This is a genomic window from Clostridium tepidiprofundi DSM 19306 (assembly GCF_001594005.1).
GTDB classification, from domain to species: Bacteria; Bacillota; Clostridia; order Clostridiales; family Clostridiaceae; genus Clostridium_AC; species Clostridium_AC tepidiprofundi.
Genome location: NZ_LTBA01000025.1, coordinates 1 through 23,853, shown reverse-complemented (window position 1 = coordinate 23,853; position 23,853 = coordinate 1). Strand labels below are relative to the sequence as shown.

Sequence of the window (23,853 nt, the reverse complement as noted above, 5' to 3'; positions counted from 1 at the left end):
GGTGTATCTGATTATGAAATCTGTAGAATGTATGGGTAAAACTGTTGATGAAGCTGTTGCGAAAGCACTAGTTGAATTGAATACTACTATTGATAAGGTTGAGATAGATATTATTGAAAAAGGAAGTAAAGGATTTTTAAAATTTATTGGTTCTAAACCTGTTAAAGTAAGTGTTAAGTTGAAAAAAGATTATGTTAAAGAGGCTAAGGATTTTTTGAATTCTATTTTGAAAACAATGAATATTAAAGCTGAGGTTTCCATAAGGGATGCAGGAGAAAGTTTACTAATAAATATATATGGCGAAAATATGGGAACATTGATTGGGTATAGGGGTGAAACATTGGATTCACTTCAATATTTAACTAGTTTAGTAATTAATAAGGATAGTGATGAAAAGTATAAGAGAGTTATTTTAGATACTCAAAATTATAGAGCTAAGAGGGAACAGACATTGAGAAGGCTCGCTTATAAAATAGCTCAGAAGGTTCGAAGGTATAATAAAGCTATAAGATTAGAACCTATGAATCCATATGAGAGAAGGATAATTCATTCTGAACTTCAAGATGATCCATATGTAAGAACCTTTAGTGAAGGTGAAGAACCTTATAGAAGAGTAATTGTAGAATTAAAAAAGAAAGCCTGAAGGCTTTCTTTTTTAAATATAAGGATTTATAATATTTTTTTGTTATAGGAATAATAAAAATGGACTAAGTAAATACCTTGAATGATGAGGAAGGATGAAAAAATGAAAGAATTTGATACTATAGCAGCTGTTGCTACAACTATGGGTGAAAGTGGTATTTCAATAATTAGAATATCGGGAAACAATGCAGTAAATATTGTGAGTAAAATATTTAGAGGAAAGAATAATAGAAAGTTAGAGGATATTAAGTCATATACAATGAGGTATGGATTTATTGTTGATGAAAACGAGGATATAATTGATGAGGTAATTGTTTCATATATGAAGGGTCCAAGAAGTTTTACAGCAGAGGATACTGTTGAGATAAATTGTCATGGTGGAATAGTAGTAACAAATAGTGTATTAAAGCAGGTTATTAAAGCAGGTGCAAGACTTGCAGAACCTGGAGAGTTTACAAAAAGAGCTTTTTTAAATGGCAGAATTGATCTGAGTCAAGCTGAAGCTGTTATTGATATTATTAGAGCTAAGACGGAATTAAGTGCTAGATCTGCTATAATGCAATCAGAAGGAAAAATATCAAAAGAAATAAGTTTAATTAGACAACGATTATTGTCTGTTATCGCTAGTATTGAGGCTACGGTTGATTATCCTGAAGAGGATTTAGAAGAAATTACTGCTGAAGATGCTTCGAAAAGATTGAAAAATATTTTAGTACTTATAGAAAAACTATTAAATACAGCTGAAGAGGGAAAGATATTGCGAGAGGGTTTACAAACAGTTATTGTTGGAAAGCCCAATGTGGGAAAGTCATCATTGTTGAATGCTTTGGTTAATGAAAAAAGAGCTATTGTTACTGATATACCAGGTACAACAAGAGACGTTATAGAGGAATACATTAATATTGATGGTATTCCTATAAGAATTGTTGATACGGCAGGAATTAGAGAAACAGATGATATTGTAGAAAAAATAGGTGTAAATAAATCTAAAGAAAAAATAGAATCTGCTGATTTGATTATTTTGATGTTGGATTTGAGTGATGAATTAAATGAACAGGATATTGATATTATTGAATATATAAAAAATAGAAAATATATTGTAATATTAAATAAGGCTGATTTAGGTTCAAGATTAAATAAAGATGAATTAGAAATATTGGATTCTAAATATATTATTGAAATGTCTGTTAAGACTGGTGAGGGTTTAGATAAGCTTAAAAATGTAATAAAAGACATGTTTTTTTATGGAGAAATAAAGACAGAGGATATTTATGTTGCTAATAATAGACATATTGAGGCTTTAATAAGAGCAAAAGAAAATATAGAATGTGCAATAAATGCTTTAAGAGATACTTGTGCTATAGATTTGGCATCAATTGATATCAGAAATGCATGGAAAAATTTAGGAGAAATAACCGGAGAAACAATCGAAGAAGATATAATCAATAAAATATTTTCTGAATTTTGTTTAGGAAAGTAGGTGATTTAATAATGAGATATTTTGGTGGAGATTTTGATGTAGTTGTTGTTGGTGCTGGTCATGCAGGGTGTGAAGCTGGATTAGCGGCTGCAAGAATGGGATACAGAACATTAGTTTGTACTATTAATTTAGATAGTGTTGCACTTATGCCATGCAATCCTAGCGTTGGTGGAACAGCAAAAGGCCATTTAGTTAGAGAAATAGATGCTTTAGGCGGAGAAATGGGCATAAATATTGATAATACATATCTACAGTCAAGGATGTTAAATACTTCAAAAGGACCTGCTGTTCATTCGTTGAGAGCTCAGGCAGATAAAAAAAGATATTCTGAGAGAATGAAAAATGTTTTAGAGAATCAAGAAAATTTGTATTTAAGACAACTAGAGGTTACTAAGATTGATGTTGAAGATGGTGTAGTAAAAGGAGTTTTAACTAAGAATGGGGCTTATTTTAGTGCAAAGGCAGTGATACTTACAACTGGAACTTATTTAAAATCTAAAATAATTATAGGGGATATATCCTTTAATGAAGGACCTAGTGGATTAGCTCCAGCAAATGAGCTTTCTTCTAGCTTAGAGGAACTTGGTATTTCTCTTAGAAGATTTAAAACGGGTACACCAGCGAGAATAAATAGACGTTCGGTTGATTTTTCAAAAATGATAGTACAGCATGGAGATGAAAATATTGTTCCTTTTTCTTTTATGAGTGAAAATATTGAAAGAGAACAAATACCCTGCTATTTAACATATACTAATGATAAAACTCATGATGTTATAAGAAAAAATATTGATAGATCGCCACTTTACAATGGCTCAATAGTAAGTGTAGGACCTAGATATTGTCCATCTATTGAAGATAAAGTGATGAGATTTCCTGATAAAGAGAAACATCAGATTTTTATAGAACCAGAAGGAGAAAATACAGAAGAGTTATATGTGCAAGGAATGTCAAGTTCTTTACCAGAAGATGTACAAATTGAAATGTATAGAACTGTTCCAGGACTAGAAAATATGGAAATGATGAGAACTGCTTATGCTATTGAATATGATTGTATAGATCCTACGGAATTAAAGCTATCTTTAGAATTTAAGAAAGTTGAGGGGTTATTTTCAGCAGGACAGATAAATGGTAGTTCTGGTTATGAGGAAGCTGGAGCACAAGGAATTATTGCAGGAATAAATGCAGTAAGAAAGATAAAAGGATTAGATCCTATAATATTAGGAAGAGCTGATGCATATATTGGTGTACTAATTGATGATTTGGTTACAAAAGGTACAAATGAACCTTATAGGATGATGACATCAAGAGCTGAATATAGATTGCTATTAAGGCAGGATAATGCGGATTTGAGATTAACAGAGATTGGGTATTCTGTTGGATTGGTTTCTGAGGAAAGATATAGAAAGTTCATTAAAAGAAAAACTGCAATTGAAGATGAAATCGCTAGAATAAAAGGTATTCAAATTACTAATAAAAAAGATGTTAGGGAATTTTTAAGCAAAATGAATTCTTCTGAGTTAAAAAAGCCTGTTTCGTTATATGAATTAATCAAAAGACCTGAATTGGATTATTTTAAAGTTAAGGAATTGGATAAAGATAGACCAGATTTAAAATATGATATACAGTTACAAGTAAATATAATGACAAAATATGAGGGTTATATACAAAAACAGCTTGAACAAGTAAAACAATTTAGGAAGTTTGAAAAGAAATTGATTCCTAAAGATATAAATTATGATGATATTAAAGGATTGAGAATAGAAGCTGCTCAGAAACTGGGAATGATTAGACCAGAAAATCTTGGGCAAGCGTCTAGAATATCAGGTGTATCACCTGCTGATATTTCTGTGCTTATGGTATATATAGAACAGAAATATAGGAATTAATTATTAATATATATGGAGGAATTTTATGAGATATTTTGATTTGTTAAAAGCTGCTTGTAATGATGTAGATTTAGAATTTGATAAAGAAAAATATGAACAGTTTATTAAATATAAGGCGTTGATAAAGGAATGGAACAAGAAGATAAATTTAACTGCAATTAATGATGATGACGAAATAATAAAGAAACATTTTATAGATAGTATTAAAGTTTTTAGATTTAGCAATGTTAGAAAGTGTAAAAAAATTATAGACGTTGGTACTGGAGGGGGATTTCCGGGAATACCAATTAAGATTGTTTATCCAGAATGCGATATTACATTGCTAGATTCATTAAATAAAAGAGTTAAATTTTTAAATACTGTTATCAATGAATTAGAATTGAAGAATATTGAAGCTTTACATGGAAGAGCAGAAGACTTAGGAATAGATAAGGATTACAGAGAAAAATATGATATTGTCGTTTCCAGAGCGGTAGCTAATATGACTGTTTTAAGTGAATATTGTATACCTTTTGCTAAAGTTGGGGGATATTTTATTGCACTTAAAGGACCAGCTATTACTGAAGAACTAAATGACGCTAAAAATGCTATCAATATTTTAGGAGGAAAACTTGAAAAGATTGAAAATGTTGATATTGAAGGTAGTGAATTAGAGCATAATTTGGTTATTGTTAAGAAAATTAAAAGTACCAATAGAAAATATCCAAGAAAAGCTGGTATTGTTTCAAAAAAACCTTTAAAATAGTATTATGTAGAAAAATTAAAAATTTCTTTGGAAAATTTTTTAATTTGAGAAGGAATTTTTACACATAAGTAGAATTGTTAATATAAGGAATAAAAAAGGATGGTAGTGATGAATAATAGTGTAATCAATATTCCTATTGAATATATCGTTCCCAATATAAATCAACCTAGAAAATATTTCAATGAAGAGTCTATAAGTGAGTTAGCACAATCAATAGAAACATATGGTATAATACAACCTCTTTCAGTAAGGAAAGTTAATGACACTATGTATGAAATAGTTGCAGGTGAGAGAAGGTACAGAGCAGCTAAAAAAGCAGGATTAGATAGTGTGCCTGCTATTCTAATTAATATTAGTGAGAGTGATTCTGCTGTTGTCGCTTTATTGGAAAATATTCAAAGGGAGGATTTGAACTTTATTGAGCAGGCGGAAGCATTTCGAAATTTAATAGAAGAATACTCATATACTCAGGAAAAGCTTGCTCAGGTTATTGGAAAAAAACAATCAACTATTGCAAATAAACTTAGATTATTGAAATTGGATTCTAAAATTAGAAAGATGCTTTTAGAAAATAATCTTACAGAGCGACATGGACGTGCATTATTGAAGCTTCCAACTATAGATATGCAATTTGAGGTTTTAAATGAAATTATAGATAAGTCGTTAAATGTAAAAAAGACAGAGGAGTTAATTGACAAGCTATTATTAAATGAATCAAAAAAGGAAATTGCAGCTGATGGTAAAAAGAAAATTAAAGGTATATTTTCACCAAGAGTATATATGAATACTATTAAGCAAGTATTTGATAAGTATGGTATTGACGCAAAATACAAATCTAAAGAATATGATGATTATGTAAAAGTAGTAGTTACAATTCCTAAGAAAACAAAATAATAAGGTATATTTGGGCTGTCCATTTTGGACAGTTTTTTTATGTTTCACGTGAAACATTTTTAAATTTAAAAATTTTCACAAAATTACTTTAAAAAATTTTCACAAAATTATATAATTATATATATACTTGTCAAATTATAAAATTTGTATTCTTGTCTGGAGAATTATACAGTTTAAATAATTTTGAAAGTATATGTATTTGAAAGTATACATAATGGTTTGAAAATATTATAATCGATAATTTGATCCACTAAAATTGTTTAAGTAAATAGCGTATAATTATTTTATGAAAGTAAGGTGGGAAAGTGAAAAAAATATGTATATTTAATCAAAAGGGTGGGGTTGGTAAAACAACAATAAGCGTAAACTTATCTACCTGCTTAGCTATGGAAGGATATAATGTATTGGTAATAGATATCGATCCTCAAGGTAATACAACGAGTGGTTTAGGAATTAATAAAAATGAAATTGACAAGTCTATTTATGATGTGATTACAGGAGATGAAAAATTAGATGATGTAATAATTAAATCTCAATTTATGAGTACTTTACATATTGCACCGTCAACTGTGGATTTAGCTGGAGCTGAAGTTGAATTGATAGAAAGAGAAAAAAGAGAGTTGATTTTACGAAATAAAATACAAGAATTAGAAGGAAAGTTTGATTTTATATTCATTGATTGTCCGCCTTCTCTAAGTTTTTTGACTGTTAATGCATTGACAGCTTGTGATAGTGTATTAATTCCGATACAATGCGAATTTTATGCACTTGAAGGGGTTGGTCAGTTAGTTAACACTATTCAATTGATTAAGAAGTCTCTTAATAGAAATATAGAAATAGAAGGTGTTATAATTAGCATGTATGATGCAAGAACAAATTTGTCAAATGATGTTGTTGAAGAAGTAAGAAAATATTTTAAGGAAAAAGTATATGAAAATATTATTCCAAGAAATATAAAATTAGCTGAATCACCAAGTCATGGGTTACCTATAATGCTATATGATAGCAGATGCAGAGGTGCGCAAGCATTTGAAAAGTTAACAAAGGAATTTTTGGACAAACAGTAAGGGGTGATAATTTGAGTAAGAGGCATGGATTAGGAAAAGGATTAAGTGCACTAATACCAGAAGAAGATTATAGTATATCAGATAAAAAAATAATAAATAAAGTTTCAATTAATTTAATAAAGGCTAATTCAAAACAGCCAAGAAAATATTTTGATGAAGATAAACTTTTAAAGTTAGCAGATTCAATAAGAGAGCATGGAATAATTCAACCAATTATATTAAAGCAACAAGATAAAAATTACATAGTTATAGCAGGGGAGAGAAGATGGAGAGCGGCAAAAAGTATAGGATTAAAAGAAATACCTGCAATAATTATGGAAGATGTGGATGATTTGAATGTATTAGAGTTATCCTTGATTGAAAATATTCAAAGAGAAGACTTAAATCCTATTGAAGAAGCAAATGCATATAAAAAGTTACTTGAAGATTTTAATTTAACTCAGGATGAATTGAGTAAAAAAATAGGTAAATCACGTACTGCTATTACAAATTGTATTAGATTATTAAATTTAGATGAGAGAGTTCAAGAATATTTAATGGAAGGTGTTATTACTGAAGGACATGGAAGAGCTTTATTGGGAATATATAATAATGATATACAGTATGAAATAGCACAAAAGATAATTGATGAAGCATTGAGTGTTAGAGAAGTTGAAAAAATAGTAAAGAATTTAAATAGTGAAAAAGTAATAAAGAAACAAGAAAAGATAGAAAACCCTTTTTATGTGGAAATTAAAAACAAGCTTGAAGATTATTTTGGAACTAAGGTAGTATTAAATAATAAAAAAAATAATAAGGGTAAAATAGAAATTGAGTATTATTCTGAAGATGATCTTCAAAGAATTTTAGATATATTGAAAATATAAATCAGTAAACTAGCTTGGTTCTTTTGACTATTCTGTAAAGAAAGAAATTTATATTAAAAATATAAATTAGTTAACTAGCCTTCATACGATTGCTATTCGTTTTGAAGGCTAGAAATTTTTTTTGAAATCGTTAGTAGAAATTGTTTGGCTATGAGTATTAAGAGTATAAGTGCATTTTATTATAGAAAAATTAATTCCTCTATATATAGCTTTAGCTAACGTCATAACAGTATATAATCTAGTATTTTGAAGAACTATAAAATCTAAAGCACCGGATATATTAACAATTCCAGTTATACTAATATTACCTACCTTAGGCAAGTCTTTTTTTAATGCGGCTCCAGGGGATAGAGGTTTATTTTCAATAATAATTTTTCCTATATTATCAATGCTACCTAGGCATGAATCAATAGCAATGATAAATGGATTGCTATAATTGGATTCTATTTCGGTTAAAATAGATTTCAAGTTTTTAGCATGAACAGGATTTTTTAAAGTTCCATATATATATACATTTTTATAATAAATATTATGAAAACTTGATAACTTATCTCCAACTAATGGACCTAAGCTATCTCCAGTTGATCTGTCAGTTCCAATACATAGAATTATTAAGGGACGGTTGTCATAAATAACAGGAATTAAATATTTATTTAAATATTTATTGAAATTAAGTAAGGTATTATTAGATATAGGATCAATGATAATTTTTTCAGACATAAAATCAACCTCCTATTTGAAAGTATTGACTAAAATAGAAGGTTGTATACAAAAATTAATGTTATTTTAATATTTTATTTATAGAATCAATAGTATAATTAACATCTTGAGCATCATTGAAAGGTCCAAAACTAAAACGTATAGCACCATTTGGATAAGTACCAATTGTTTTGTGAGCAAGTGGTGCACAATGTAATCCAGTTCTAGTGGAAATTCCATAATATTTATCAAGATAAAATCCTAGTTCCGAATTGTCAATTTTTGTCGAATTTAAACATATTGTTGAAGTTCTTAAAGAAGCATCATTAAAGCCATAAATAGTTATGTTGCTTATATTTAATAATTCGTTAATGAAATATTGAGTTAATGATTCTTCATGAGCTCTAATGGTATCTAATCCTGTTTTATTTATGTAATTGATTCCTGATAAAAGACCAGCTATACCTGGTGTATTTAGTGTTCCACTTTCGAATTTGTCAGGTAAAAAATTGGGTTGAAATATACTAGAAGAAACACTTCCAGTACCACCTTCAATTAATGGAGAAATTTCATTATTAAAGTCATCATCAATAATAAATCCACCTATACCTTGTGGACCAAGTAGACTCTTATGTCCCGTAAATGCTAGGGCACTGCAATTTAGCTTTTTAAAATCAAGATTTAGAACTCCAGCAGTTTGTGCAGAATCTATAATAAAGAATATACCTCTTTCTTTGCATATTTTTCCTATATCTTCAAGAGGTTGTATGCTACCTATGATATTAGAAGCATGTGATAGTACAACAAGCTTAGTGTTTTCTTTTATAGTATTTTTAAAGTCTTCAACACTAAGTATTCCATTTTCAGAGCATTGAAGTATATCGAATTCTATTTGACCATTATCTTTTAATGAGTTCAATGGTCTTAAAACTGCATTATGATCCATGCTGGATGTTATAACATGCCAACCTTTTTTTACAGCTCCTTTTATAAGTATATTTAGTGAAGAAGTAATATTTGATGTGAATATTACATTTTCAGGTTTATCATAATTAAAAAATGAACATATAGCTTCTCTGCATTGAAATACAATTCTATTTCCTTGAAACGAACTAGAAGAACTACCTCTACCAGGATTTGAACCTATGTTGTTCATATAATTTAAAACAGCGGTTGAAACTTCATCTGGTTTAGGGAATGTAGTTGCAGCATTGTCAAGATAAACTTTCATTGAACTTTTCCTCCTTTATGTATAGCGTAAAGACTACTTGTTAAATAACGTTAGGTTATTAATTTTATTAAAATCTATAAATTCATTAAAAATTTTGATAAAATTATTTATCAGTCAATGTTAAACATCTACTCTGACTGGGTGTAACCCCACACCCTCTATCTCCTCTGCAAATGCTTTGGGGAATACTTTTTTGACTATCTGATAAGCACCATTTAAGTCTGCATTAATTAATATACCTTTATTCGATTTAAACAAACCTCGTTTAATTCTTCTTCTTTTGTTATAATTCTCTTTTATAGGTAATTCATCATCTAAAAAACTAGTGCCACTTGTATAACTCTCTTCTGTTAAAATTACATTAAGTCCAACTTCTTCTGCTTTATATTGTATCATTTCTATAAATCTTTGATGTGGTATACCTACAAATGATTGGTTTATTCTTTTGCTTAACTTACTTTCCCTTTTCCAATCTTTATTGTTACCAATCACAATAGTATTACAGTTCAAATTTAAAGCATATTGAATTACCTTTTTACTAGCTTTGTGTAAATAATCTTCTATTTTGTTGTTTCTTTTAACATTTTGTGTGGAAGTCTCCCATCTTCTATAAGTGGGAGATGGATAACACCATTTTTGAAAGGGTTCAATGCCCTTGAAAAAATGCACTCCACTTGATATAATGAAAATATAAAAGTTCTTATAAAACTGAATATATAAGGTTGTGGTAAGAAAAAGCTTTACCACGTAAAATATTCAAGCACACGTCCTGCACCAAAAGAGCGAAAACCAAGCCTTGACGTTGGTGCAGTCCGAACGATTACAATCGTCTAAGACGGTAGTTTCTTGCCAAGAAATAAAACTGGTATTATATCGAGGTCGGTGCGACCTTTTGAGCTTGGGTAAACTTGGCACGTTGGTGCTATTGACCAAGAAGCTCCCACTTCAACGAAGTAAGTGGCGAGTAGTTCACGTATTTAGGTAATTTAGGTCTACCATTATACTTATTTTTGTTTTTACTCCAGTCTTTAATGGATTTAAAAAAAGATTTCCAATTCTTTCCTAATACTCTTAAACATTGTTGTGCCGACTGGGCTACTGGCATATTTCTATAATCATAATCCATTCCACTTTGCTTTAATAGTTTATCTAATTTATTATAACTAATAAACTGTCCGTCTTTACAAAACTTCTGTCTTATTATGTAATTTGCAAAATTATATAAATTCTTAGACATAAAACCAAAATTATCTAACATAGCATAATACTTATTGTTTTGTCTAATAATATGCTTTTCTACTCTTTGTACTCTCATTTTCTCACCTCGCTTTCTTTTCTTTTTTTATAAGTCCATTAACTTTCTTTCTCCTCTAATAAGCATACATAAATATTTATTATTAAAGTTTTTAATATTTATTATTAAAGTTTTTAATATTTATTATTTATTTTATAGATTAAAATTCACTCATTTATTATAATAAATATATCACAAATTTATTATAATAAATGAGTGAAGTGAAAAATATACTATTCAAAATACAAATAGATAATCATAATCTATTCAAAATAACGATAGAAATAATTAAAAAAATACTTTGAAATATAACAAATATATTCAAAAACATTATATAATTATTTCAAGTAGAAATGAGATTATGAAAGGGGTGAAAAGTTACTTATAAATTGAGGTAAGTAACATGTGCATTATGATAAAGATAATTGATTGTAAAGGAATGAGTTGTCCATTACCGGTTGTAAATACTAAGAAATATTTTGATTCTATTGAAAGTGGAACGGCTGTAACAATTGTAGATAATGAAGTGGCGAAAAATAATGTTGTAAAATTGGCTCAAAAAAGTGGATTTAGTTTTGATATTGAGGAAAAAGATGGTTACTTTCATGTAAAAATGATTAAAGGTGAAGCTAGTACATCTGAAAATAATGAAGCTGGTACAAATGAAAATAAAAATGATGAAAAATTTGTTATTGTAATCGGGCAAAATAAATTGGGGCATGGTAATGATGAATTAGGTGAAATACTAATGAAAGGTTATATTTTTGCTCTTTCTGAAGCAGATATAATACCTACTGATATTTTATTCTTAAATAGCGGTGTAAAATTAACAGTGGAGGATTCAGCTGTTTTAGATGGATTAACAAAATTAAAGGATAAAAATGTTAATATATTAGTTTGTGGAACTTGTACAGATTTTTATGGAGTTACAGATAAGGTTGCAATAGGAGAAATAAGCAATATGTATTCAATAGTTGAAACTATGAATGAGGCGGATAAAATTATAAATATTTAGATAGCAACCGACGCTTGGAGAGGAAAAGAAGGAACTAAAAAAGGTACTAGGGAAAAGTAAGTTTGCTAGGTTGCCAGAGAACTAGAGGGCTAGTGCAGATTTGTAACTTGAAAACTATATACTTATAATTACCAAATGTTTTTATAGTACATTTAAGAAATCGTTTAGCGATTTCAACATTAGCTGGTAACTAGCCGACTGGAAAACTAGCATTCTTATATTAGTTTTTATCAAAGCAACAATCTGCTTTGGAGATTGGCGATTGGAAACTATTTATTAGTCTCCAGTCTCCAGTACAGATTTGTGACTTGAGAACCAGTATCTGTTTTAAGTACTAAGAGCTAAAATAAGTTTGCTAGGTTGCCAGAGAACTAGAGGGCTAGTGCAGATTTGTAACTTGATTACTATATACTTATAATCACCAAATGTTTTTATATTACATTTAAGAAATCGTTTAGCGATTTCAACATTAGCTGGTAACTAGCCGACTGGAAAACTGGCAATCTAATTAAAGTTTTTTGGTAATTAAACTTTATATAGAAGGGGATATTTATGAAAGGATACTACATAATAACATTTATAAATACATATGAGGCTATGAAAGCTGAAAAAGAAATAATAAATAATAATATAAATGCAATTGTAATGCCGACACCAACATATATAACAAAGAGCTGTGGAATTAGTTTAAAGATTGAAGTAGATGATTATGAAAAGCTTAGCAAGTTGATAGATGAAAAGAGTTTTTCTTTCAAAAACATATATTTAAAAGAAGAAGAAGGATTTTCGGTTATTGTATAAAATATAAGTATTAACGAATTAGTTGATGAGTTCACCTAGAATATAGATAAACTTTTTTACATATCTTGACTGCGTTGAATGAATAATATAAATTATAATATATATTGATATTTAAAATTGCAAAGGTGGTTCATTGTATGAAAGAATTTAATCTAGGAGATATTGTTGAAATGAAAAAAACTCATCCATGTGGAAGCAATAGATGGGAAGTAATAAGAATAGGTGCTGACATAAAAATAAAATGTGTTCAATGTGGTAGAATAGTTATGCTTCCAAGAAGTAAATTTGAGAAAAATATGAAAAAGTTGTTAATGATAAATAATTAAAATTTTCTTGATTTATATTATTTCAAATGATATAATCAATAGATGAGTTCCCTGCTGTACAGAGTACAGCCGTTAGTCCAAGGGGAGGAGGTGAAATAAATGAATTCATATGAAACTTTATTTATCTTGAGACCATCATTAGACGAAGAAGCTGTTAAAGCTAACGTTGATAAGTTCAAAGGAATTATCGAAGAGAATGGTGGAGAAGTAGAAACAGTAGATGTATGGGGTAAGAGAAAGTTAGCTTATCCTATTAATAAGGTGAATGAAGGTATCTATGTTTTATTTAACTTTAAAGCTGATTCTGAATTACCTAAAGAGTTAACAAGAAAGTTCAGAATAGCAGATGAGGTTATAAGAGATATCATTGTTAAACATGAAAAATAGGTGGTGTAATCATTGAATAAGGTAGTGTTAATTGGTAGATTAACTAAAGATCCAGAATTACGATTTACTCCAGGTACTGGAACAGCAGTTGCCACCTTTACAATTGCAGTTGATAGAAGATTCAAGAGAGAGGGACAGCAAGAAGCAGATTTCATTCCTGTTGTTGTATGGGGAAAGTCGGCAGAGAATACGGCTAATTACATGAGCAAAGGAAGACTGATAGGTATTAGCGGAAGAATTCAAACTAGAAGCTATGAAGCTAAAGATGGAACTAGAAGATATGTTACTGAGGTAGTAGCTGATGAGGTTCAATTTTTAGATTGGGGAAACAAACAATCTAATAGTGGAATTGGAGAAGGCTATGGTCAATCTGCGAATAACTCTTTTGAACCCCAAAATACAAATTCAAGTAGTTTAGATTATGGAACGGATGTTACTCCTATAGATGATGAAGATATACCATTCTAAATTTTAGTATAAGGAGGGAAGTAGAATGGCTGCACAAAGAAAGACTAGAAGAAAAAAGAAAAAAGTTTGTGCGTTCTGTGTGGATAAAACAGAATACATAGATTATAAAGATATAAATGTCTTAAAGAAATATATAACTGAAAGAGGGAAGATTCTTCCAAGAAGAATTTCAGGAAATTGTGCAAAACATCAAAGAATGTTGACATTAGCAATTAAGAGAGCAAGAAATATTGCTTTATTACCATTTACTATGGAATAAAATATTGCTTAAGCATGTTATTTTAAGCAGCACCATTAAGGGGCTGCTTTATTTTTATATTTTATGAAGTGCTTAATCAATTAAAAACATTGCTATTCTTTGTAAACTATTTTCTATTATATGTTATATATGGTTGCATAAAATGATAAAAATAACTAAAATAGAGATATAGTATATTCAAATAGTTAAAATAGTGAACTCGTTTTGCTAAAGCAAAACATCGAGACTTCAGGTGGAGACTCTACTCCACCTGAAGCAAAAGCTTCAATCTCCCACTTATAGAAGTGGGAGGCGTAAAATCGATAAATCTCATTAAAAAGGTTAAATAAGTATATTTGATGTTTTTATTAAGATTGATATTTGATACTGATTTTAATAAAAATGGGTACCTAGTATATAAAGGGGATGAATGTTATGAGACGGGAAGAGCTTAATATTATGGCAAATGTAAATATAATTGAAAAATTAAAAGCTGAATTGGTTGCAATTATTGGGGATTTGTTTAAATTACTGTGCAAAGGAAGTAATGTAACTCAAGATGCTATATTAAATTGTATTTCCGGGGCAATAATAATACTGTATATGCTTGCGGATAGATTGGGGTATTCCTATATTGCTGTAGATGAATGTATTAAAAGAAAATTAAAAACTGGAATAATTGAAGAAGATCAAATTGAAAAAGAAGGTAAGGATTTATCAAGATTATATTCACATATGAAAGAAAGACAGTGAACTTGTTTTGCTAAAGCAAAATATCGGAATTTCAGGCGAAGACTCTACTTGAAGCAAAAAGCTTAAATATCTCACTTATAGAAGAGGGAGTCTTGTAAAACCAATAAATTTTAATTGGAGGAAAGAATGTCGAGCAAAAATTATGATTTGAGATCACTAACTGAAGTTGGAATATTATTAGCAGTAATAGTTATTGTTATGTTTATTACAGGATATATACCGATATTGAATATAATAGGAACGATAGTACTTCCCTCAGTATACACGATACTGTACTTAAGACATGATAAAAAGATTGTTTTGTTAGCACTTGTAGCAAGTGTATTTTTAATAACTGGAATTTTAGGTGTTTTTTCAGCGATTAGTGCAGTCATTACTTGTGCACCTGTGGGAATTGCGTTAGGATATTGCATCAAAAATGAAAAAAGTGTATATAGAACACTCATAGTTACAATTATTATTTCTGCTATTTCATGTATATTAAATTCAATGATTTTTCTACTATTTATAGAAAAAACAACGCTTATTAATTTTATAAATAATTATGTCTCTCTTATTAAAGAACAAATAGAATATTCAGAAAAATTATATATTCAACTAGGTGTACCAAGCGAAAAGTTATCTCAGTTTAATGAAATAAAAAATATGATTAATACTAAAGTGATAATATATTCTTTACCAGCTGCATTATTATTCTTTTCTATGATTGCTTCATATGTAAATTATATATTTACAAGTAGCATATTGACCAAATTAAAGATGAAGATAAAACCTATTGTACCATTTAGTAGAATTTATGTAACAAATTTAGTAGGAGCATTTTTGATTGCTATGATTTGTATAGGCATAATAGCAAAGACAAAAGGAATTGATATTGGAGAAGGTATATATTTTTCATTTTTAGGAATAGCAAATTTAATGTTTATAATAAATGGTATGGCAGCTGTTACATACTATTTGAGAGTAAAAAGGAAACTTTCAAAAGTAATAGTTTTTTTAATATTGTTCTTTGGATTATTATTCCAATTAAACATTGTATTTATATATATTGGATTTATAGATATGTTCTTTAATATGAGAAGATTAGACCCATACAGTTTGTTTAAGAAGAAAATGGGGGCTTAATATGGAGAATAAATATAATTTCTTCGGAAAGAGTAATAAAATTTATTTATTTGTGATAGCTGGTTTTATATTAGTGTTATTTTATTATAGACATTATAATATTGCACTAACTTCATTGATAGTATATGCTATTTTAATAGTGTACTACTTAAAAGATTTAAGAGAAGGAAAAGTTAAGTGGAAAAATTTTATAGAAAATTTCTCGTCAAAAATGGATATTGCAACTAGTAATACATTGTTGAATTTGCCATTTTCTCTTTTGATAATTGGAAAGAAGGGTAATATTCTTTGGTACAATCAAAATTTCTTATCTTTAATGGATGGAGAAGAGGTAATCGGTAAGACAATAAAGGATATTAGTAGAGAAATAAATGTTAAATACATTGTTACAGGTAAAAAAAATGTTTATAATTATGTAAGCATTAAAGACAGATATTATGATATTTATGCTACAATGATAAATACAGATGATACTAGTAAAGATGTTATTGTGTTACTATATTTTTATGATGTTACTGAAAAATATAATTTAATGCAAAGAATAGAGGAAAATAGAGAAAGTGTTGTGCTTGTAGAAGTTGATAATTTAGACGATGTATTAAAAACTACAGATGAAGATAAAGCACCTTTATTAACAGCAGAAATTGAGAGAAATATAAATTCATATGCACAGGATATGGAGGCTTTAGTTAAGAAATATGCTGCTAATAAGTTTTTAATTTTGGCAAAAGATAAATTTATAAAAAGAGAAATGGAAAAGAAGTTTGATATACTTGATACAATAAGGGAATTAGATTTTGGAAATAAACTGACTGTAACATTGAGTATCGGTATTGGAAGAGGAGGAGAATCCCCTCAGCAGAATTATAAGTATGCATCTTCAGCTAAAGAATTGGCATTAGGAAGAGGAGGGGATCAGGCTGTAGTTAAAACAAGAGATAGATTGTCATTCTATGGAGGAAAAACTAAGGAAATAGAGAAGAAAACAAAGGTTAGAGCGAGAGTAATAGCACATGCATTATTGGATTTAATAAATGAGAGTAGCAATGTTGTAATCATGGGTCATGCAAATCCAGATATAGATTGCATTGGAGCAGCTGTAGGGTTATACAGTACAATAATGTCATTAAATAAAAAGTGTAATATTGTTTTAAATAATATAAATAAAAGCATTAAGAATGTTGTAGATAATTTGGTTAATGAGTATGAATATAAGGGTGCTTTTATTGATAATGAAACATGTATAAATATAATTAATAATGATACGCTTTTGATATTGGTTGATGTCCATAATAGAAGTCATGTAGAAAATTTAGATATTGTTGATAAAGTAAATAAAATAGTTATTATTGATCATCACAGAAAAGCACCAGATTATATACAAGATACTTTATTAGCCTATATAGAAACATATGCATCATCAGCTTCAGAACTAGTTACAGAGTTAATTCCGTATATAATTGAAAAACCTAAATTAAAACAAATTGAGGCAGAGGCACTTTTGGCTGGAATTTGTGTGGACACTAAAAACTTTTATTTTAAAACTGGTGTCAGAACATTTGAAGCTGCTGCACTTTTGAGAAAATATGGTGCTGATACAATTTCAGTAAAAAAGTTATTTTCAGAAGATTTAGAGGTTTATATTAAAAGAACTGAAATTATAAGAACAGCTGAGATTTTTAAAAACACGGCTATTGCTATTTGCCCACCACATATAGAAGACAATGTATTAGCTGCACAAGTTGCAGATGAACTGCTAAATATTACAGGTGTTCAAGCGTCCTTCGTATTTGTTAAAATAAAAGATGAAGTATTTATCAGTGGACGTTCCCTTGGAAATATAAATGTGCAGGTTATACTTGAAAAGTTTGGTGGTGGAGGTCATATGACAATGGCAGGAGCTAAAGTTAAAAATATAGAAATTGAACAAATAGTAGAAGAATTAAAGTCAATTATAGAAAAATACTCAAGGGAAGGTGAATAAAATGAAGGTTATATTATTAAAGGATGTTAAAGGAAAAGGAAAAAAAGGAGATATTATTAATATTTCTGATGGATATGCTAGGAATTATTTATTTCCAAGAAAGTTAGCTGAAGAGGCAACTCAAAATAGTATTAATATATTAAATAAACAAAAAGAAAAGGAAAGAAAATTAAAACTTGCAGAGATAGAAAAAGCACAAAAGTTAGCTGAAAGTTTAAAGGGAAAAGAATTAAAGATAATAGCTAAAGCAGGAGAAAATGGAAAATTATTTGGAGCAATTACTAATAAAGATATAGCTAATGAAATCAATAAGAAGTTTAATTTAAATATTGATAAGAAAAAAGTTGTTATTAATACTATTAAATTATTGGGAGCTTATGATGTTGAGCTTAAACTATATCCAGATGTATCAACAAAAGTTAAAGTAATTGTTGAAAAACAGTAAGCTTTAAAACAACTGAAGGGAGGAAACACTATAATAAATAAAATATTATAGTGTAACAAATTTGAATAATAAAGTAATTTACGATATAGCTAAAAGTATAGAAGGAAATTCTATGTCTTTAGATGTTCAGGTAGAAATAATAGATAAAATCATAAAGAAAATAATTCCTGAGAAAACTATAAATAGCAGAGTTGTTAAGTTTAGTCTACAAAAGTATATCAACAGTGAAGATATTTATAAAAAGGTTTATGCATTAAATAAAATAATTAGTAATGGTAAGGGTGTATCTACTATACCGAATGAAAAAAATATATTTGATGTTATTGAAAGCACAAGTGACTTAATTGTTGAAGAAATAGCAACTAGATATTTAAACAATCAAATAGAAGCAGAAGTTGAAAAAGAGTTGATGGATAAGCAAGAAAAATATATGGATGATATTAGGCTCAAAATAATAAAGAAAAAGAAGGGGCCTGAAAATGCTAAAACATTAAAAAAATACACGCATTTAAAGATGTTAGATTCTAGGAGTGCTATAAATAATATACAAAGTAAATTAAGACCTACTAGTTTTAGTGAAATAATTGGTCAAGATAGACCAATAAAGTCGTTATTGTCTAAGATAGCTTCGCCATATCCTCAGCATGTAATACTGTATGGACCACCGGGAGTTGGAAAAACAACAGCTGCAAGGCTGGCTTTAGAAGAAGCTAAAAAACTTAAATATACTCCATATGATGAAAAATCAAAGTTTATTGAAGTTGATGGAACAACTTTGAGATGGGATCCAAGGGAGATAACCAATCCACTTTTAGGCTCGGTTCATGATCCTATATACCAAGGAAGTAAAAGGGATTTGGCAGAAGTAGGTATACCGGAACCAAAGCCAGGATTAGTTACTGAAGCACATGGAGGAGTTTTATTTATTGATGAAATTGGAGAATTAGATACAATACTCCAAAACAAATTATTAAAAGTGTTAGAAGATAAAAGAGTAGAGTTTTCTTCTTCTTATTATGATCCTGATGATGAAAGTATTCCTAAATATATAAAATATCTTTTTCAAAATGGAGCACCTGCGGATTTTATATTAATAGGTGCTACGACTAAAGAGCCAAAGGATATTAATCCTGCATTAAGATCAAGGTGTACAGAAGTTTATTTTGAACCTCTTTCTGCAAATGATATAGAAAAAATAGTTGAAAATGCTGCAATGAAGATAAATGTTGAACTAGAGGATAATGTTGCAAAAATAATAAGTCAATATACCATCGAAGGAAGAAAAGCAATAAACATACTTTCAGATGCTTATGGATATGTACTTCAAAAGAAAAATCTAAATCCAGATGATAATGTTAAAATAAGTAAAGAAGATTTGGAAGAAGTATTAGCTATAAGTAGATTAAATCAATATGAACAGATAAGTAGTTGTGATAAATCAGAAATTGGACATACTTATGGTTTAGGTGTAAGTGGGTATTTAGGTTCAACACTGGAAATAGAAGCTGTTGCTTTTAATGCACAGGATAAAGGAAAAGGACAAATTAGATTTAATGATACAGCAGGTAGTATGACAAAAGATTCTGTATTTAATGCTGCTACAGTAATAAGAAAAATCACAGGTAAGGATGTTAAAGATTATGATATTCATGTTAATGTAGTAGGAGGAGCAAAAATTGATGGACCTTCTGCGGGTGCAGCTATTACTGTTTGTATAATCAGTGCGATTTTAGGAAAGCCTATTAGGCAGGATATAGCTATTACTGGAGAAATTTCATTAAGAGGTAAAATAAAACCTGTTGGCGGTATTTTTGAAAAAGTATATGGTGCTAGGAGAAAGGGAATAAAATTAGTTATAGTGCCAAAAGACAATTATAAAGAGGTTCCAACAGGGTTAGCTGATATTGAGGTTAAAACGGTCGAAAATATTGAACAATTACTAGAAATTGTTTTTGAGTAGGTGATTAGTATGAATATGCCTCTTAAAAGTTTACCATATAATATTGATGCAGAAAAATCAGTTATAGGTTCTATGCTTAAAGATAAAGCAGCCATTGCAGAAGCAGTAGAAGAGCTAAAAGGTGATGATTTTTATAAAGAAGCTCACAAAGTGATTTTTAATACAATAGAAGATATGTATAAAAGGGATATTCCAGTAGATATGATTACACTATTGGAAGAATTAAGGTCGACTGAAAAATTGGAAAGTGTAGGAGGAGTTACATATGTTACTGAAGTAAGTGGTTCAGTAATTTCAACAGCTAATGTTAGTTCGTATATAAAAATTGTTAGTGATAAAGCTACGCTTAGAAAACTTATCAAGTCTTCTAACGAAATAATTGAGAAATGCTATAGCAGCCAAAATGATATAGAGGCTGTAATTGATGAAGCTGAACAGAAGGTTTTTAATATAGCACAGAAGAGAAATGTAAATGAATTTGAACCAATGAGTAAAGTTTTAGAGAGAGGATTTCTTGAAATAGAGAAGCTATATAACAATAAAGGACACATAAATGGAATACCATCAGGGTTTCCAGAGTTGGATTCAAAAACTTCAGGATTTCAAAAAGGCGATATGATATTGATTGCTGCAAGACCATCAATGGGTAAAACGACATTTGCATTGAATATTGCAGAATATGCTGCATTAAGGGCAGGAAAAAATGTTGCTATATTTTCACTTGAAATGTCAAAAGAGCAGTTAGCATATAAATTGTTATGTTCAGAGGCAAATGTTGACATGCTTAAGCTTAGAACAGGCGAACTAGATGATAGAGATTGGGAAAATATAGCTAGAGCATCGGGACCTTTAGCATCAGCTAATATATTCATTGATGATACAGCGGGAACATCAGTAATGGAAATGCGTTCAAAGTGTAGAAAGCTGAAATTAGAGCATGGTATTGATATGATTGTAATAGACTATCTTCAGCTTATGTCAGGAAGCAGAAAAAGTGAAAGCAGACAGCAGGAAGTATCTGAAATATCAAGATCTATTAAAGCACTTGCAAAAGAAATGGAGTGTCCTGTTATTGCTCTTTCACAGTTATCTCGTGCACCTGAGCAAAGAGCAGATCATAGACCTATGCTTTCAGACCTTAGAGAGTCTGGATCAATAGAACAGGATGCTGACTTAGTTATGTTTCTATATAGAGATGAATATTACAATAGTGAAACAGAAGAAAAAAATGTTGCAGAGTGTATTATAGCTAAACAGAGAAATGGTCCAGTAGGAACGGTTAAACTTGCATGGTTAGGTCAATATAGTAAATTTGGAAGGCTGGATTTGGTTCATCAGTAAATTATACTTGTAAAGTGCTTAAAATATAATAAACTTGTTTTGCTAAGGCAAAAGCTTCAATTTTCCGCATCTATAACTGGTAGACTTGTAAAATTGATAATAGTCATAATATGTAATAGAAAAAAACACGGCAACATATGTTTGCCGTGTTTTTGTTAAATGTTAGTTAATGTTAATTCTCTTTATCTTATTATTGTCATCTGATAATTTAGGGAGAGTAATATTTAAGACGCCATTATTGAAACTTGCTTGAATATTATTTTCATCAACATTATCAATATAAAAACTTCTTCTAAATTCTCCATAATGTCTTTCATGACGTATATAATTGTCTTTGGTTTCTTCGATTTTATCTTCACGTTTAGCTCTAATTGTTAAGTAATTGTTTTCATAAGTAATATCTATATTATTTTTGTCTACCCCAGGAAGATCAGCTTCTACAACATAGTTATCATTATTTTCTTTTAAATCTACCTTAAATGAATTTTTAGCAAAATTAAATGGTTCTAAAAGACTATTATCAAAAAAGTTGTTAAAAAACTGTTCAAACATATCATCTCTTGTAACTAAATTTTTGTTTTTTCTGTAAGGAATCATATCAAACATAGTAAAACCCTCCTTCATATTAATTTTATATTAATAGTATTCACAAATTTATAATTGTTATTATCTATTTCATGCTTAAATAATAATACAAAGGTCAAAGAAAGTCAAAGTCTAAAATTTTAAAATATCAAAAGAAAATGGAAGAAATTTGGAGGAAAACATATGTAAATTAAAATTTTAAAGAAATATAAGAAAATACAAGCAAATTTATTATTGACATATACCCATTACGGTATTAGAATATCAGTATAGGGCATATGCCATTAAAAATAATTTATTAAAATTTAAGGAGGTAATAACAATGCCAAGATTAGATGGAACAGGTCCAAATGGAATGGGATCAATGACAGGAAGAGAATTAGGTAGATGTACTTCAAATAATGTAAATCAAACAAATACAAATGAAATGGGATACTTTGGTAGAGGCTTAGGAAGAGGATTAGGTAGAGGAATTGGAAGAGGTCTAGGCAGAGGAGCAGGAAGAGGAGCAGGAAGAGGAGCTGGCAGAGGATTAGGCAGAGGTTTTGGTAGATAAAAAAATTATAGGAGGGAGGTAATAATAATGCCAAGATTAGATGGAACAGGTCCAAATGGAATGGGACCAATGACAGGAAGAGGACTAGGAAAATGTACTTCAAATAGTGTAAATCAAACAAATGCAAATGAAATAGGGTATTTTGGTAGAGGTTTAGGAAGAGGATTAGGTTTCGGTAGAGGTCTAGGAAGAGGTTTCAGAAGAGGCGGTGGTTTTTGCCGTTGGTATGGCACAAATGGCTATTATGGTGTTAGTGAAGAAACTTTACTTAGACAAGAAAAAGAAATACTAGAAGAAAGATTAAATTACATTAATAGTTTAATGAACAAGAATGTAAAACCAGAAAATGAAGAATAACCAAAATTGATATTTATGATTAGCAAAGATGGCAAAATGATTAATTGTGTTTTATATGAGTGAGTGTGATTTTATGTGTTGTGGTGAAGAAATTACACTCACTTTTTTCTTTTTAAGTGAATTCATTTCGATTTAGCAAAAAATTCAATCTTCCACTTATAGAAGTAGGAGTCTTATGGAATAGATAAAAAACTTCAAACTTCTAATTATATAACTGAAAGTTTTATAATTTAGTCCGTAAAACCACTGTGCCTTGTGCCTGTGGATGTAAGGACTTTAAATAATAACCATTCGATATGGTTATTATTTAAGAAAACTGTTATAGTATAAGTGTCACCCTAACACCTGTATGCAGGTAGCTAATCTGCCCTTTGAAAAATAAGGGATAGCCTTTGCTATTATGGATGTTGGCATACCAACGTTTGACATACATTATGCAAGATTAGGTCACTGGCACAAATACTAAATCGTTAGTATTATAGTTCTTTGATAACTGTATATATAAGGTTGCATAGAGTAATCCTTCTATGCGTAAAATATACAAGGTATCGCAACCTAATGTATTCCCAAGTTAGCTTACGCTATGAGCGATAAGGGCAAGTGTTCTCGCCCATAGAAATAAGGCTATCTAACTTTTGTTAGAGGAAACTTAAACAGCAAACTTTCTATAAAGAAGCTTCGTACCCTTGTGGTCGAAGTAGTTCACAG

The 23,853-nt window shown here is 29.4% G+C and carries 26 protein-coding genes; 21 read left to right on the top strand and 5 right to left on the bottom strand.

Annotated elements, in window-relative coordinates; genetic code table 11:
* The first annotated feature begins 13 nt into the window (after positions 1-13).
* The 7 genes from jag (at position 14) to CLTEP_RS09625 (ending at position 7,580) form a co-directional block, all read left to right on the top strand.
* Positions 14-643: an RNA-binding cell elongation regulator Jag/EloR gene (gene jag / locus CLTEP_RS09655; protein WP_066826119.1), complete on the top strand. Its 630-nt coding sequence runs from the start codon at positions 14-16 to the stop codon at positions 641-643.
* A 102-nt stretch (positions 644-745) separates the two neighbouring features.
* Positions 746-2,122, top strand: coding sequence for a tRNA uridine-5-carboxymethylaminomethyl(34) synthesis GTPase MnmE (gene mnmE, locus CLTEP_RS09650; protein ID WP_066826116.1), 1,377 nt, complete (start codon positions 746-748; stop codon positions 2,120-2,122).
* Positions 2,123-2,133: 11 nt separating this feature from the next.
* Complete coding sequence (mnmG, locus tag CLTEP_RS09645; protein ID WP_066826114.1) at positions 2,134-4,008, top strand: tRNA uridine-5-carboxymethylaminomethyl(34) synthesis enzyme MnmG; 1,875 nt, start codon at positions 2,134-2,136, stop codon at positions 4,006-4,008.
* A 25-nt stretch (positions 4,009-4,033) separates the two neighbouring features.
* Positions 4,034-4,753: a 16S rRNA (guanine(527)-N(7))-methyltransferase RsmG gene (gene rsmG, locus CLTEP_RS09640; RefSeq protein WP_066826111.1), complete on the top strand. Its 720-nt coding sequence runs from the start codon at positions 4,034-4,036 to the stop codon at positions 4,751-4,753.
* Positions 4,754-4,861: 108 nt separating this feature from the next.
* Positions 4,862-5,647 carry a nucleoid occlusion protein gene (gene noc, locus CLTEP_RS09635; RefSeq protein WP_066826108.1) on the top strand — a complete coding sequence of 262 codons (786 nt, stop codon included), beginning with the start codon at positions 4,862-4,864 and terminating at the stop codon, positions 5,645-5,647.
* Positions 5,648-5,952: 305 nt separating this feature from the next.
* Positions 5,953-6,714 (top strand): ParA family protein, encoded by a 762-nt coding sequence (locus CLTEP_RS09630; protein ID WP_066826105.1) that lies wholly within the window; start codon positions 5,953-5,955, stop codon positions 6,712-6,714.
* Positions 6,715-6,725: 11 nt separating this feature from the next.
* Positions 6,726-7,580 (top strand): ParB/RepB/Spo0J family partition protein, encoded by an 855-nt coding sequence (locus tag CLTEP_RS09625; RefSeq protein ID WP_066826102.1) that lies wholly within the window; start codon positions 6,726-6,728, stop codon positions 7,578-7,580.
* 108 nt (positions 7,581-7,688) lie between these two features.
* Here CLTEP_RS09625 and yyaC read toward each other — a convergent pair whose 3' ends face one another.
* The 4 genes from yyaC to CLTEP_RS09605 form a co-directional block, all read right to left on the bottom strand.
* Positions 7,689-8,300, bottom strand: coding sequence for a spore protease YyaC (gene yyaC / locus CLTEP_RS09620; RefSeq protein ID WP_066826100.1), 612 nt, complete (start codon positions 8,298-8,300; stop codon positions 7,689-7,691).
* Positions 8,301-8,361: 61 nt separating this feature from the next.
* Positions 8,362-9,510: an aminotransferase class V-fold PLP-dependent enzyme gene (locus CLTEP_RS09615; RefSeq protein ID WP_066826098.1), complete on the bottom strand. Its 1,149-nt coding sequence runs from the start codon at positions 9,508-9,510 to the stop codon at positions 8,362-8,364.
* Positions 9,511-9,630: 120 nt separating this feature from the next.
* A complete protein-coding gene (locus CLTEP_RS09610; RefSeq protein ID WP_066826096.1) occupies positions 9,631-10,179 on the bottom strand; it encodes an IS200/IS605 family accessory protein TnpB-related protein in 549 nt (182 codons plus the stop codon).
* Between the two features lie 253 nt (positions 10,180-10,432).
* Positions 10,433-10,825 carry a hypothetical protein gene (locus tag CLTEP_RS09605; RefSeq protein ID WP_066826092.1) on the bottom strand — a complete coding sequence of 131 codons (393 nt, stop codon included), beginning with the start codon at positions 10,823-10,825 and terminating at the stop codon, positions 10,433-10,435.
* A 391-nt stretch (positions 10,826-11,216) separates the two neighbouring features.
* Between CLTEP_RS09605 and yedF the strand changes: the two genes are divergently transcribed.
* From yedF to CLTEP_RS09545, 12 genes are all read left to right on the top strand, one after another.
* Positions 11,217-11,819, top strand: coding sequence for a sulfurtransferase-like selenium metabolism protein YedF (yedF, locus tag CLTEP_RS09600; RefSeq protein WP_066826166.1), 603 nt, complete (start codon positions 11,217-11,219; stop codon positions 11,817-11,819).
* Positions 11,820-12,371: 552 nt separating this feature from the next.
* A complete protein-coding gene (locus CLTEP_RS09595) occupies positions 12,372-12,620 on the top strand; it encodes a putative Se/S carrier protein (RefSeq protein ID WP_066826089.1) in 249 nt (82 codons plus the stop codon).
* 137 nt (positions 12,621-12,757) lie between these two features.
* Positions 12,758-12,946: a DUF951 domain-containing protein gene (locus CLTEP_RS09590; RefSeq protein ID WP_066826087.1), complete on the top strand. Its 189-nt coding sequence runs from the start codon at positions 12,758-12,760 to the stop codon at positions 12,944-12,946.
* 99 nt (positions 12,947-13,045) lie between these two features.
* Positions 13,046-13,333 (top strand): 30S ribosomal protein S6, encoded by a 288-nt coding sequence (rpsF, locus tag CLTEP_RS09585; RefSeq protein ID WP_066826085.1) that lies wholly within the window; start codon positions 13,046-13,048, stop codon positions 13,331-13,333.
* 12 nt (positions 13,334-13,345) lie between these two features.
* Positions 13,346-13,801, top strand: a complete 456-nt coding sequence (locus tag CLTEP_RS09580; protein ID WP_066826082.1) for a single-stranded DNA-binding protein — start codon at positions 13,346-13,348, stop codon at positions 13,799-13,801.
* 25 nt (positions 13,802-13,826) lie between these two features.
* Positions 13,827-14,060, top strand: coding sequence for a 30S ribosomal protein S18 (gene rpsR, locus CLTEP_RS09575; protein WP_066826079.1), 234 nt, complete (start codon positions 13,827-13,829; stop codon positions 14,058-14,060).
* Positions 14,061-14,474: 414 nt separating this feature from the next.
* Positions 14,475-14,792 carry a MazG-like family protein gene (locus CLTEP_RS09570; protein ID WP_066826076.1) on the top strand — a complete coding sequence of 106 codons (318 nt, stop codon included), beginning with the start codon at positions 14,475-14,477 and terminating at the stop codon, positions 14,790-14,792.
* A 126-nt stretch (positions 14,793-14,918) separates the two neighbouring features.
* Positions 14,919-15,917, top strand: a complete 999-nt coding sequence (locus CLTEP_RS09565) for a DUF2232 domain-containing protein (protein ID WP_066826072.1) — start codon at positions 14,919-14,921, stop codon at positions 15,915-15,917.
* 1 nt (position 15,918) lies between these two features.
* The gene (locus CLTEP_RS09560; RefSeq protein ID WP_066826070.1) at positions 15,919-17,901 is read left to right on the top strand and encodes a DHH family phosphoesterase; all 1,983 of its coding nucleotides are present in this window, start codon (positions 15,919-15,921) and stop codon (positions 17,899-17,901) included.
* Between the two features lies 1 nt (position 17,902).
* A complete protein-coding gene (gene rplI / locus CLTEP_RS09555; RefSeq protein WP_066826068.1) occupies positions 17,903-18,346 on the top strand; it encodes a 50S ribosomal protein L9 in 444 nt (147 codons plus the stop codon).
* Positions 18,347-18,383: 37 nt separating this feature from the next.
* Positions 18,384-20,306, top strand: coding sequence for a Lon family ATP-dependent protease (gene lonC, locus CLTEP_RS09550; RefSeq protein ID WP_423230734.1), 1,923 nt, complete (start codon positions 18,384-18,386; stop codon positions 20,304-20,306).
* A 9-nt stretch (positions 20,307-20,315) separates the two neighbouring features.
* A complete protein-coding gene (locus CLTEP_RS09545; protein ID WP_066826062.1) occupies positions 20,316-21,647 on the top strand; it encodes a replicative DNA helicase in 1,332 nt (443 codons plus the stop codon).
* A gap of 162 nt (positions 21,648-21,809) precedes the next feature.
* Here the strand turns inward: CLTEP_RS09545 and hsp18 are convergent, their stop codons facing one another.
* Positions 21,810-22,253 carry a heat shock protein Hsp18 gene (gene hsp18, locus CLTEP_RS09540; RefSeq protein WP_066826059.1) on the bottom strand — a complete coding sequence of 148 codons (444 nt, stop codon included), beginning with the start codon at positions 22,251-22,253 and terminating at the stop codon, positions 21,810-21,812.
* Between the two features lie 301 nt (positions 22,254-22,554).
* Between hsp18 and CLTEP_RS09535 the strand changes: the two genes are divergently transcribed.
* Together CLTEP_RS09535 and CLTEP_RS09530 are read left to right on the top strand one after the other, a co-directional pair.
* A complete protein-coding gene (locus CLTEP_RS09535; protein WP_066826055.1) occupies positions 22,555-22,788 on the top strand; it encodes a DUF5320 domain-containing protein in 234 nt (77 codons plus the stop codon).
* 27 nt (positions 22,789-22,815) lie between these two features.
* Positions 22,816-23,145, top strand: coding sequence for a DUF5320 domain-containing protein (locus tag CLTEP_RS09530; protein WP_066826052.1), 330 nt, complete (start codon positions 22,816-22,818; stop codon positions 23,143-23,145).
* Positions 23,146-23,853 lie beyond the last annotated feature (708 nt).